The following is a 13,009-nucleotide window of genomic DNA, read 5'->3' as shown; positions in this document are numbered from 1 at the left end:
ATAATTGTTATTATGGCCGATTATAGAAGTTATCGTTGATGCGTAATATAAAACAATGTTCAGCATAAAGCGTGTGATTTATTATCAGGAACTCATCCGGGTCGGGAGTTTCACTAAAGCGGCGAAGGCACTGAATATCTCTCAGGCTTTTTTGTCGCAGGAGATCGCACGTCTGGAGCTTGAAACGGAAAGGAAACTGATTAACAGAACCACCCGGCAGTTCTCTCTGACGCCATTCGGGAAGATCTTTGCTGACAAAATTCAGGGGATGATTAAGGAACATTATGAACTGGAGCAGTTTGTCAGCAGCTATGAGGAAAGCACGGATGGTGCATTATTGGTTGGAGTGATCCCGATTTTCAATCGTTTGGCCCACTACAATATGTTTAACCTGTTTCAGAAAGCCTATCCCAATATCGATATCTCTTTCATTGACGGCGTAAGCACGGACTTGCTGGAAAGAGTGCGCAATGGCGAGATCCACCTGTCTTTCTCGACGCCTTTTGATGAGTACCTGAACGATCCATTGTTTCATCACACCATTTGCCAGATTGATGACATTGTGGCTGTGATGGCGACGTCGCACCCGCTGGCTGACAATAAGACGCTAAGTTTGCCGCAGCTGGTAAAAGAAAAGCTGATCGTGCCGCAAAAAGGGACGGGGGAACATGCCGCGGTTTCCGAATCCTTCACCCGACAGGGCATCAACCCCAGCTACTTTCGTGAATGCAGTAACATGGACATCATTATGGATCTGGTGATCAACCTGTCCGGCGTGGTCTTCCTCTGTTCATCTGTCGCCAAAAGCCTGACCGCTTACGATGTCGCGGTGATTCCGCTGGAAGAACAACTGAAAAGGACGTTCGCCATTAGCTATCTCAAGCGCAGCACGAACATTCCCATGGTGCGGCTGTTTCTGGATTTCCTGCAAGACTACAGCGAGTCCGTTCGGTAGGGCATTTTCCTTGTTCACAAGGCGCGGATCTTCCGCGCGCGTACCGCAGCTTCGCGCTCCTACCATCCCTGATGCATTGACCGCACGAATCGCCGCCTACCCTTTATCTCCCTACGTTTTACCCCCTCGACACACCTCGGTTTCTCTTCCCGACCTTCATAGATTTTAGATAAATGTTGCAGATGTGAATAAATGTGAGGCGATTCAAATTATCGCCATTAATATACTTGTATGGTAGTCAGCATAAACGAATGGCTACATGCACAGAAGGATAAGTAACGTGAAGATTGTCAGCGCTGAAGTGTTTGTCACCTGCCCGGGACGGAACTTTGTCACCCTGAAAATTACGACCGATAGCGGATTAACCGGCCTTGGCGATGCGACGCTCAACGGGCGTGAGCTGCCGGTCGCCTCTTACCTCAAAGATCACGTGTGTCCGCAGCTGATTGGCCGCGATGCGCACCAGATCGAAGACATTTGGCAATATTTCTACAAAGGCGCGTACTGGCGTCGTGGCCCGGTGACGATGTCTGCCATTTCGGCAGTCGACATGGCGCTGTGGGACATCAAGGCCAAAGCCGCCAATATGCCGCTCTACCAACTGCTGGGCGGTGCATCGCGCACGGGCGTGATGGTGTATTGCCACACGACGGGCCACTCGATTGATGAAGTGCTGGACGATTACGCCAAGCATCGCGATCAGGGCTTTAAGGCGATTCGCGTACAGTGCGGTGTGCCGGGTATGAAAACCACCTACGGCATGGCGAAAGGCAAAGGGCTGGCGTATGAGCCGGCGACGAAAGGCAACTTGCCGGAAGAGCAACTGTGGTCGACGGAAAAATACCTCGATTTCACGCCTAAGCTGTTTGAAGCGGTGCGTGACAAGTTTGGCTTCAACGAGCACATGCTGCACGACATGCACCACCGCCTGACGCCGATTGAAGCGGCGCGCTTTGGCAAAAGCATTGAAGACTATCGTCTGTTCTGGATGGAAGACCCAACGCCTGCGGAAAATCAGGCGTGCTTCCGTTTAATCCGTCAGCACACGGTGACGCCGATTGCGGTGGGGGAAGTCTTTAACAGTATTTGGGATTGCAAGCAGCTGATCGAAGAACAGCTCATCGACTACATCCGTACCACGATTACCCACGCGGGCGGGATTACTGGCATGCGTCGCATCGCCGACTTTGCCTCACTCTATCAGGTGCGCACCGGTTCACACGGGCCGTCGGATCTGTCGCCTATTTGCATGGCGGCGGCACTGCATTTTGACCTCTGGGTGCCAAACTTCGGCGTACAGGAATATATGGGTTATTCGGAGCAAATGCTGGAAGTGTTCCCGCATAACTGGACATTCGATAACGGCTACATGCACCCAGGCGAAAAACCGGGGTTAGGCATTGAGTTCGATGAAAAGCTGGCGGCCAAATATCCCTATGACCCCGCTTATTTGCCGGTTGCCCGTCTGGAAGATGGCACGTTGTGGAATTGGTAAGAGTGGAATTGGGAATAAGAGGTCAACACATGAAAAGCATTGTGATACAGCAGCCGAATACGCTGGTGATTGAAGAACGCCCGATTCCGCAACCCGCGGCAGGCGAAGTTCGGGTGAAGGTGAAGCTGGCGGGCATCTGTGGTTCGGACAGCCACATCTATCGCGGGCATAACCCCTTTGCCAAGTACCCGCGCGTGATTGGGCATGAATTCTTCGGCGTGATTGAAGCTGTCGGGGAGGGTGTGGACACCTCCCGTCTGGGCGAACGCGTGTCGGTCGACCCGGTCGTGAGCTGCGGCCACTGCTACCCTTGTTCAATCGGCAAGCCGAACGTCTGTACCTCTCTGGTGGTGCTGGGCGTGCATCGTGACGGCGGGTTCAGCGAGTATGCCACCGTACCAGCGAAGAACGCGCACACTATTCCGGATGAGATCCCTGATGAGTTTGCCGTGATGGTCGAGCCCTTCACGATTTCCGCCAACGTGACTGCACAGGTGAAGCCGACGGAGCAGGATGTCGCCTTAATTTATGGTGCGGGACCGATGGGATTGACCTCGGTTCAGGTGCTCAAAGGCGTGTTCAACGTGAAGGAAGTCATCGTCGTCGATCGCATTTCTGAACGTCTGGATATGGCATTACGCAGCGGCGCGGACAGGGTCATCAACAACGCGTCGCTGTCCTTAAAAGACGAGCTGGAAGCGCTGAATATCAAGCCTACGCTGATCGTTGACGCCGCCTGCCATCCGTCTATTTTGCAGGAAGCGATTACGATTGCTTCTCCTGCGGCACGCATCGCCATCATGGGCTTTTCCAGCGAGCCTTGTCAGGTCAGCCAACAGGGAATCACCAGCAAAGAGCTCTCCATCTTCTCATCACGGTTGAATGCCAACAAATTCCCTACCGTGATCGCGTGGTTGAAAGAGAAACGTATCGATCCGGCAAAACTGATTACGCATCGGTTTGAGTATCAGCAGGTAGTTCAGGCGATTGAGGTCTTTGAAAAAGATCAAAAGCGCTGCTGTAAAGTTCTGCTGACGTTTAATGAAGCATGACGAGTATAAATATTTTTATTGGCAACAGGGGATATATAAAAGGAAAAACTATATCGACTACAGAATAATATAATGATTCCTTTGAAGTAATTATTTCTCTCTTAATCACTCCAGACCGTCAATAACGGACTGGAGTGGATTGCGACACCATGATGAACGGTAATTTTACTTACTGTGCTCTACCATAATTACAAATCGTCGAGAGTATATATATGAATAAGCATAAGATAGCATCTGGACAAAATAAGCCTGCAAGAAGTACCTCTGACTTAGTCAAAGCGGCGGTGTCCGGCTGGCTGGGCACCGCATTGGAATTTATGGATTTCCAGCTGTATTCGCTCGGGGCGGCGCTGGTCTTCCATGAAATCTTTTTCCCTGAACAATCGGCGGCGATGGCGCTGATTCTGGCAATGGGCACCTATGGCGCAGGCTACGTGGCACGTATCGTCGGCGCCTTTATTTTCGGCCGCATGGGTGACTCCATTGGTAGAAAGAAAGTGCTCTTTATTACCATTACCATGATGGGTATCTGTACCACGCTAATCGGCGTGCTGCCGACCTACGCGCAGATCGGTATCTTTGCGCCGATCTTGCTGGTGACCTTGCGTATCGTGCAGGGGTTAGGCGCTGGTGCGGAGATCTCCGGTGCGGGAACGATGCTGGCGGAATATGCGCCGAAGGGGAAACGCGGGATTATTTCCTCACTGGTAGCGATGGGGACCAACTGCGGTACGCTTAGTGCCACGGCTATCTGGGCCTTCATGTTCTTTGCCCTCTCCAGAGAAGAATTACTGGCGTGGGGCTGGCGTGTACCGTTCCTGGCCAGCGTGGTTGTGATGATATTTGCGATCTGGCTGCGTATGAACCTGAAAGAAAGCCCGGTCTTTGAGAAAGTCAGCAACGATGTATCCGGTACTGAAGAGCCGTCTCCTGCACTGGTGGTTGAGCAAAGCGAGCAAAAATCCATATTGTCGATGTTCAGAGGCAAAGCATTTTGGCTGGCGGTTGGGCTGCGTTTCGGTCAGGCGGGAAATTCAGGGTTAATTCAGACCTTCCTGGCGGGATATTTGGTTCAGACTCTGTTGTTCGAGAAGTATATTCCGACAGATGCCTTGATGATCAGTTCTATTATCGGTTTCATCACCATTCCGTTATTAGGATGGCTGTCGGATAAAGTCGGTCGTCGCATACCTTATATTATTCTGAATATCTCGGCGATATTACTAGCCTACCCGATGCTCTCTCTGATTGTTGATAAAGAGAATAGCGTCAATGTGATTATCGTCAGCATCATCATTATTCATAACTTCGCGGTGCTGGGATTATTTGCACTGGAAAATATCACTCTGGCAGAAATGTTCGGTGGACGCAGCCGCTTTACGCAAATGGCGATTGCCAAAGAAACCGGTGGGTTGGTTGCCGTTGGTTTTGGTCCGGTATTAGCGGGTATTTTCTGCAACATGACCGGTTCCTGGTGGCCGATTGTCGTGATGCTGATTGCCTACTCTGTGATTGGCTTATTTGCGGCTATCTGCATGCCGGAAGTCAAAGATCGCGATTTAGATGAATTAGACGACGCGGCGTAACGTTCAGATGGTCATTGTTCGGGTTGCAGATGAGTTGACCTTGCTGCAACTCGAATCATTTAGGGCGTAGGCATATTTTTTGAATCACCTATCAGGGATAACGATGAGTATCAGTGAATTTTCTACTCTTAAACCGCAGGTTGTGGTGCCGCGTTACGACCGACGCCTGCTAAAAACACGTATTGCGCATATTGGCTTTGGCGCATTCCACCGGGCGCATCAGGCGGTCTGTGCCGATAAGCTGGCGGCGGAGCAGGGCAGCGACTGGGGCTATTGTGAAATTAACCTGATTGGCGGCGAACAGCAGATTGAGGCCATTCGCCAACAGGATTTGCTGTGGTCGGTTTCCGAAATGGCGGACAGCGGCTGGCATAGCCGGGTCATCGGCGTAGCAACCGGTGCGCTGCATGCGGAAGTCGAAGGCATCGAGGCGGTGCTGGAAGCGCTAAGCGCACCGGATATCGCCATTGTGTCGATTACCGTCACGGAGAAAGGCTATTGCCACCATCCGGCGACGGGGCAGTTGAATACTGAACATCCGCTGATTTGCCACGATCTGGGGTTGCCCGCAGAACCACGCTCCCTGCCCGGTGTGATTCTGGCTGCTATCAAACGCAGACGGGAACGCCAGCTACCGGCATTCAGCGTGATGTCCTGCGACAATATGCCGGAAAACGGACATGTCACACGCAACGTGATTGTGCAGTTGGCTGAGCTGCAGGATATCGAACTGGCGCACTGGATTGAACAGCACGTCACCTTTCCGTCCACCATGGTGGACCGGATTGTTCCGGCTATCACTGAGGAAACGCTGGAGACGATTCAGGGACATCTGGGTGTCGCCGATCAGGCGGGTATTGCCTGCGAGCCGTTTTTCCAGTGGGTGATTGAAGATAACTTCGTCAACGGTCGTCCCGCGTGGGAAAAAGCCGGTGCGGAATTGGTACAGGATGTCCTGCCGTTTGAGGAAATGAAGCTACGGATGCTGAACGGCAGCCACTCGTTTCTGGCATATCTGGGCTACCTTGCTGGCTATCAACATATCAGCGAGTGCATGCAGGACAGCGACCTGGTCGCGGCGGCGCATCACCTGATGTTGCATGAACAGGCGCCGACTCTGCGTACGCAGGGTGTCGATCTCGCCGCCTATGCGGATGCGCTACTGGATCGCTATCGCAATCGGGCGTTAAAACACCGTACCTGGCAGATTGCGATGGACGGTTCACAAAAACTGCCGCAGCGGATGCTGGATTCGATCCGCTGGCATCTGGCGCGCGGTAGCCGTTTTGATGCGCTGGCGCTCGGCGTGGCGGGGTGGATGCGCTATGTCGGTGGCGTGGATGAGCAAGGAAAGCCGATTGAAATCAGCGATCCGCTAAAAGATCAAATCGCTGAAGCGGTGCAACGCAGCCCGGAAGGCGAGAGCCGGGTTGCGGCGTTGCTGACGCTGACGGCGATTTTTGGTGAGGATTTACCGCACCACCCTGTGTTTGTCGATGCGGTGACGCAGCGCTACCTGTCGCTATTAGCGAAGGGCGTGAAGGAAACATTGCAGGAGTGTGCCTGGTAAGACGAAAGCGCAGCGGGTGCGGTAACACTGACACTCGCTGCGCTAAGCGTGTATCATAAGCGATAAATTTCTTGGCTAAGCACAGCGGCATGGATACCTCTTTTCAGATCAACAACAACGAACCAGTCAACCAGCAAATTTATCGCGTACTGCGCAAAGACATTGTGGAATGCAATATTCCACCGGGTAAGCTGCTGTCTGAAAAAGAAATTTCTGTGCGTTTTGATGTGTCCCGCCAACCGGTCAGAGAGGCTTTTATCAAGCTGGCAGAGGCCGGGCTGGTGCAGATCCTGCCGCAGCGCGGCACGTTTGTCATGAAGATCTCCGAACAGCGCGTGGCGGATGCCCGCTTTATCCGTCAGGCGCTGGAGTGCGCGATTGTGCGTCGGGCGGCAGAAATGGTGACGGATGAACAGCTGCTGACGCTGGAGCACAACTTACGCCGTCAGGAACTGGCTGCGCAGAATGAACAAGTGCGCGAGTTCCTTAGCCTCGATGACAGTTTCCATCAGCTTCTGACGCAGATTGCCAACTGTCCGCTGGCGTGGGAAACCATCGAATCGATCAAAGCGACGATGGATCGCGTACGTTTTCTCAGCCTGAGCCAGGTTTCTCCACCGGTCAGCCTGATCCAACAGCACTACCTGATTTTTAGTGCCCTGAAAGCGCGCGATCCCGATGCCGCGGAAAAAGCGATTCGTGAGCATTTGCAGGAAATGATCTATTCGATCACGCCGATTGCGCAACAGAATAGTGACTGGTTCGAGCACGCCTAAACTTTGTTTATTGGCCGCTATCACCGCATGAAATTTGACGTATTCATGCGGTGAGGGTTAATCGTGTTAACTTGATAAAGCGGCAATTTCACTACTGCTCAAAGCGCCATCGTAAATTTTGAAATAGTCATAGCGTCCCTTCATATAAGGGTCGGTCGGATACTGCGAACGGCCAAGGTACGCGGCGCTCAACTCACCGAGTTGACAAGGTGCCAGAGTGAGCGTTTCACTTCGTCCCACTTCTTTGCCGTCAATATAAATAATCCCGACACTATCGGACAGGCTCAACGCGACGGTGACCCAGCGACCAACGGGGAATGTCTCGGTTACGGGTTCAAAGGCTTCCATCATGTAGCCATGTAAACTGGATATTCTGAACGAGGGTTTACCCTGATTACTATACGGTAATAGGGCGATCCAGCAGCGGGTGCCCGATCCCATGTCGAAAATGCGTGCCCAGGTTCGTTTGTCATCAGCGCAGAAGCGGGTAACGACGGTGAAGTCGCCTAAATTCTCCATCACTTTTCCGGGCAAGCTGACATGGCCATCAACCCCATCTAAAACCAGTGCAACACCCGAGCCGTCTGGCCCCGTTCCCCAACTGGCTCCGCCATGTAAGGTGCTGTCTCCCCATTTTTGGGTACTATCAGCCAGCGTGGTGCCTGAACCTTCATTGAACGCCAGATGGAAAATTTCCTCTGCCTTGATGGCGACGCTGACCATGTCAGAGGCGCGGGTCTCTCCACCATTAACCACGGCCTTAACACGATAGTAGTAGCGGTTCGCGCGAGTAGCGATGTCTTGATCGGTATAGGTCAGGACATCGGTAATGTCGTAAGCGATGACGCTAAATGCGCCATTCGCCGAGGTTGAACGCTCAAGCGTATAGCTTGTAGCACCCACGACGCCCCACCATGACAGCTCTATGCGTTGTCCACGGCGATAGGCGGTTAACCCCGTAGGCTTAAGGGCTGAATTCTCGACGGCCAGATCGCGAGTGTACAATAACGTGCCGTAGCCCGTACCATCCCCTCCGCCACCATTCTCCGGTGTGATCTTCTGTACATACTTATAAACGTAGGGGGTCGCAATTCCCTTTCGTTTAGCATAGTGATTGTAGATGGTTTCCCAGCACGGACGGTTATTTCCCTGGCTGACGGTGCCAAGTCCTTCCATCAAGCCATGGCGATTACGATAATTTTTCCACGGTACTGAATAATAGGCACCACTTCCGTCTGTCAGGTTGGATTTCGCCACATATTCGGCACCGGCGAGGAAGCGGTTATTGGCATAGCCGTAGATATCATCACCCTGATTCCAGGCCATTTCGCAAAATGCGGCCCCCAGACTCATACCCAACGTTGTGTGTCCCTGATCGCGACCACTTTCCTGCCATTGCCCCAAATAGCCTGGGTGCACATGTGCTACTGCTAACATCCCTGCGCCATTACCCTGACCATATTTATAATAATCAATGGCTTCCTGATAGATGTCAGGGCGGTCACATAGCACACCGATCGCCAAAATGTTGGCAATCGCACATTGATCCCAGTTCGCCCAGTAGTTCGTAATATCAGCACCGTTGTGAACGTCCAAAAAATTACGCGACATCGGGTAGAAAATCGTCAGCATCATGTTTTGGAAACGCTCAAAATCGGTGCGCGCCCAGCCGGAGTAAGTACGCATAATCTCTGCGACGTTAGCGAATTGGTAGCCATAGATACCGGCCGCCAACCAGCGGTCTGCGTTACCCGTGATGGTTTTCAGAGTAGCAGACCAAGCGTTGAGATACCGTAGGGCTTCATCGGCATAAGCCGTATCCTGCGTAATCTTCCAGCGTACCGCCAGACGGTAGGAACGCTGCACATCGATATATAAAATCGGGAAGTTTTGCCCCTCTCCGCCGCGTACGAGATTATCGGTTGCGCGGGGGGTTGCTCCCAACTGTGAATAACCATCCTGTATGAAAGGGGTCCAGGCATTTGTCCAAGGTTGCTCTTTTCTGGCAATGTTATCTCGGATGCGGGAAAAATCCTCTTCGGTATGTAATAGGCCGGGATGGGTGAAGGTACGTTCCTCGGCATAAATTGAAGGGGCAATAGCGCCTGTTGCGACTGCGGCGATGGCTCGGGTGAGGAAACGTCCTTTGAATTGACCTAGCATGCCGCTGAAAGCCGCACCTGCTCCAGCTTGCAAAAAGCGGCGACGCGTTAACGACTCTGGCCTTGCAACGTCTGTGTGTGACTCCGTGGATGTGTTTGAATGATTGTTGTCCATCTGTTGTGATATTTTTTTCATGGTGACTTAACTTCCCTGTCTATATGTATTCAATCATTTTGCCGATGATCAACACCGCGCCGATTTTTCCATAACCTGTCAATGATCAGGCCACGAGAAAAAGGCCAGTGAGATTCCATGGTTGCTCTGTGCTCGTGTTTTTTGGCTGTATTGCCATATCTTATGCCGAAGGTAAGGCTTTCTTTATTGATGTGTCGAGGGAAATCGTGCTGGATGATTTTTGAACTGATTTGTGGGCTGGACGAGAGTAGCTCATTGATTTTTTTTATGAAAAATCAATGAGCATAAAACGTTATTCCTAGCTTTTTTTGGGATTGATTAGTCTTTCGTGCTGCTTTTGGGTGAGGCAGGCACTAAATACTGTCTTGTTAAAAATAAGCTCTTATTGAAGATGCGACTTCAGCGGTTGTGCCAGGTGAATCACCCACAGTTCATTATCGGCTTCTGGCTTCTCTAACGGTTTGATGGCTAGCGTTGTCTCGACGGCTTTGCCGTCCCGCGTCAGTTTACCATCGGCAGTAACCTGATAATCGTCCGCTTTGTCTTTCGCTTTCACCGGGGATTGCAGCGTGGATTGCAGACCAAAGTCGTTGTCGTTGATAACGGCCAGCGTTTGCTGATCGACCAGCGCCAGCCCCTCAACTTTCTCCTGCTGCCAGCCGAGCTTACGCAAGTCCACCAGCTCCTGCTTGTGCGCCAACGTAATGCCGCGTTTTTCCAACTGGGCGAGATCGTCAAATTCTGGCGATTTGCCATCGGCATCGAACGGCGTCAGGTCGCTCGCTTTGCTGAGATCGACCAGATAGATGCGGTTCTGCATCTGTTTGTCTTTATCCGCGCCCTGCTCGACCAGCAGAATGCGCTGATTATCCAGCGCCACGATGTCGCCGATTTTGGCATCTTTCGCTTTCTTATAGCTGCCGATGTTGATGGGGTAGCCCAGCATGCGGCTGGTCTTGGTTTCCGGGTTAAACATCACCAGACGCGTAAACTGGGCTTTGTTTTTGCTTTTGCCGTCGATATCCAGCGTGCTTTGCACGGCCATGACGATCGTGCCGTCTGGCAGGCGGGTCAGGCCTTCAAAACCCCGATTTGGTTGACGCCACTTGATGATATTCGGTAAGCCGCTGGCAACCGAGTGTTCGTTGCCCGCAGGCGTCGGCCCGAATTTTTGCAGGATCTTTCCGCTGGCATCAACGTGGATCAGGAACGGGCCGTATTCGTCACACAGCCAGAAACCGCCGTTGCCATCCGGCGTAATTCCTTCAGTGTCCAGCCCGCGCTGGCTGGTGCTGAGCGGTTGCAGTGCGTCATTCAGCGCTACTTCATTGGTGGTACCGATAACGTCCGCAGGTAGCGGCAGGCCGGTGATACTGCCCTCGGCATCGTGCAACGGGCGTGGATTGATCGCCTCTGCGGCTTTTGTGCTGACCCGAATATCCATCATCAGCGGCGCGTAATCAGGGCTGGCGAAGATCTTGGCTTCTTTCTCGCCGACCAGCGGCGCATCGGCATTCGGGCCGCGATCGGTGACGGTGACGAACATCAGGTCGTCACCCTGTTTGCCGGTGAAATAGAGGCCGGAACCAATGCCGACAGGCAGGCCGTTAGGGAAGTTCTGGGCGAATTTGCCCTGATACGCCACACGTTCGCTGGCTGGGAAGGTGACGACATAGCGTGTCACTTTTTCTCCTGCGGCCTGAACGCTGAACGGCAAAAATCCGGCAACCAGCAGTGCTAAGAACGTGTGTTTCATGGGATTAGCTCTTTGATGTGGGGTGATTGGACAGACGTATTGTCGGAGCATAGATAATCGTCATGTCAGTTTTGTGACCATAGGCTTCATTTTGCAATGAAGCCTATGGTTTTCACGGCATATCCGTCGCTGGCCGGATCGTTATCCCTTTCCGTGAGGTTTCCTGAAAGCGAAAAAGAGCTGTAGCGTGTTGCACAGCACCAGAACGGCGGTGACGATGAACACCCAGCGGAAGCCCATCAGGGCGGACACGCCGGAACCGACCAGCGGCCCCATTACGTTGCCCAGATACATAAATGACTGGTTATAGCCGAAGATCCGGCCTGTCACCTGCTGGCTGCTGTATTTAACCAACAGCGCCTGCACGGTTGGCATCAGTGCGCCATCGGCAAAGCCCAGCAAAAAGCGCAGGATGCCGAGCTGTGTAGGACTTTGTACCATCGCCATGACCAGAAACAGCAGTACGCTGATCGCCAGTGCGGCGATCAGGACGCGATGTGCGCCGATCCGGTCGCCTAAACGGCCAAGTCGCGGGGCGGATAGCAGGGCGGACACGCCGGGAATGGCGGCAATCACGCCGCTGATAAAGGCAATGTTGTCCGTGCCGGGAGTCAGATCGCGGATGAATAGAGTGAGGATGGGGCTGATGGAGCCGTTCGCCATCTGGATCATCATTGTCGTAATGAACAGACAGATGATGAGCGCCGGATACGGCAGGGAAGCAAAGACGGCTTTCCCGCTGAGCCGATTCTCTTTGGTGACCTTAACCACGCTCTCTTTAATCGCGAAAAGCGTAATCAGGAAGCTGGTAAACAGCATAGCGCCGGTGATGAAAAAGACGATGCGTAGCCCGATGTAGTCGGCCATAAAGCCGCCAAATAAGGGGCCGAGAATGACGCCGGCGATCTGCCCGGTCGAGAGCATACCTAGCGCCCAGCCGCTTTTTTCACGTGGAACCTGTGAAGCGATCAGCGCCATCGCATTGGGAATGTACCCGGAGGTCAGCCCCATGAGCGTGCGCAGGATAAACAGGTGCCACACGTTGGTTGCCAGCCCTTGCAACGACATCACGATCGCCATGCCCAACGCGGCGCGCAGCAGCATAAGCTTGCGACCTTTACGGTCGGCGAGACTTCCCCACAGTGGCGCAACGGCAGCGGAGACGAGAAAGGACGAACTGAAGATCAAGCCGGACCACAGGCTCAGTGATTCGTGCGAGTGAACGCCGAGCTGCTCAATGTACAGCGGCAGAAAGGGTAATATCTGGCTCATGGCCAGCCCGGTGAAAAAGCATCCCAGCCAGGCAGAGAAGAGGTTAAGTTTCCAGGTTTCCATGGGGGTCGGAACGAGCCTTCATCAGCGAATAACCAATGGCGAAACCGTGGTGACTGCGCGTGAAGAAAAGTGTGCTAGCTGACAGTGAATAGCGCTCAATTAATAACGGACAGTGACTAAAATTTCGTCTTTCATCATGAGCATAGCATAGCCTGCGGCGTATTGGTCACTGAGGGTAATGATTCG

The 13,009-nt window shown here is 52.8% G+C and carries 9 protein-coding genes; 6 read left to right on the top strand and 3 right to left on the bottom strand.

Annotation, left to right across the window (positions count from 1 at the left end; translation table 11 throughout):
• The first annotated feature begins 55 nt into the window (after nt 1-55).
• The 6 genes from WCT94_RS01140 to WCT94_RS01115 all read left to right on the top strand — a co-directional run bounded on the left by WCT94_RS01140 (nt 56) and on the right by WCT94_RS01115 (nt 7,434).
• Nucleotides 56-955: a LysR family transcriptional regulator gene (locus tag WCT94_RS01140; RefSeq protein WP_336867413.1), complete on the top strand. Its 900-nt coding sequence runs from the start codon at nt 56-58 to the stop codon at nt 953-955.
• 280 nt (nt 956-1,235) lie between these two features.
• Nucleotides 1,236-2,450 (top strand): D-mannonate dehydratase ManD, encoded by a 1,215-nt coding sequence (gene manD, locus WCT94_RS01135; RefSeq protein ID WP_336867411.1) that lies wholly within the window; start codon nt 1,236-1,238, stop codon nt 2,448-2,450.
• Nucleotides 2,451-2,479: 29 nt separating this feature from the next.
• The gene (locus WCT94_RS01130) at nt 2,480-3,502 is read left to right on the top strand and encodes a Zn-dependent oxidoreductase (protein WP_336867409.1); all 1,023 of its coding nucleotides are present in this window, start codon (nt 2,480-2,482) and stop codon (nt 3,500-3,502) included.
• 212 nt (nt 3,503-3,714) lie between these two features.
• Nucleotides 3,715-5,088, top strand: coding sequence for an MFS transporter (locus WCT94_RS01125; protein ID WP_336867408.1), 1,374 nt, complete (start codon nt 3,715-3,717; stop codon nt 5,086-5,088).
• 103 nt (nt 5,089-5,191) lie between these two features.
• Nucleotides 5,192-6,658 (top strand): mannitol dehydrogenase family protein, encoded by a 1,467-nt coding sequence (locus WCT94_RS01120; RefSeq protein ID WP_336867407.1) that lies wholly within the window; start codon nt 5,192-5,194, stop codon nt 6,656-6,658.
• Nucleotides 6,659-6,747: 89 nt separating this feature from the next.
• A complete protein-coding gene (locus tag WCT94_RS01115; RefSeq protein ID WP_012773501.1) occupies nt 6,748-7,434 on the top strand; it encodes a GntR family transcriptional regulator in 687 nt (228 codons plus the stop codon).
• Nucleotides 7,435-7,500: 66 nt separating this feature from the next.
• On the opposite strand, the gene WCT94_RS01110 is transcribed toward WCT94_RS01115, so the two are convergent.
• The 3 genes from WCT94_RS01110 to WCT94_RS01100 all read right to left on the bottom strand — a co-directional run bounded on the left by WCT94_RS01110 (nt 7,501) and on the right by WCT94_RS01100 (nt 12,823).
• A complete protein-coding gene (locus WCT94_RS01110) occupies nt 7,501-9,597 on the bottom strand; it encodes a LamG-like jellyroll fold domain-containing protein (RefSeq protein WP_336867406.1) in 2,097 nt (698 codons plus the stop codon).
• A 517-nt stretch (nt 9,598-10,114) separates the two neighbouring features.
• On the bottom strand, nt 10,115-11,488 hold the full coding sequence (locus tag WCT94_RS01105) for an esterase-like activity of phytase family protein (RefSeq protein WP_336867405.1): 1,374 nt from the start codon (nt 11,486-11,488) through the stop codon (nt 10,115-10,117).
• Nucleotides 11,489-11,629: 141 nt separating this feature from the next.
• Entirely contained in the window at nt 11,630-12,823 is a 1,194-nt protein-coding gene (locus WCT94_RS01100) for a multidrug efflux MFS transporter (RefSeq protein WP_336867404.1), read from the bottom strand.
• Nucleotides 12,824-13,009 lie beyond the last annotated feature (186 nt).

The organism is Pectobacterium sp. 1950-15 (assembly GCF_037136835.1).
GTDB lineage: Bacteria > Pseudomonadota > Gammaproteobacteria > Enterobacterales > Enterobacteriaceae > Pectobacterium.
The sequence above is the reverse complement of the archived record's forward strand: the minus strand, read 5'-3'. Positions and strand labels throughout refer to the sequence as shown.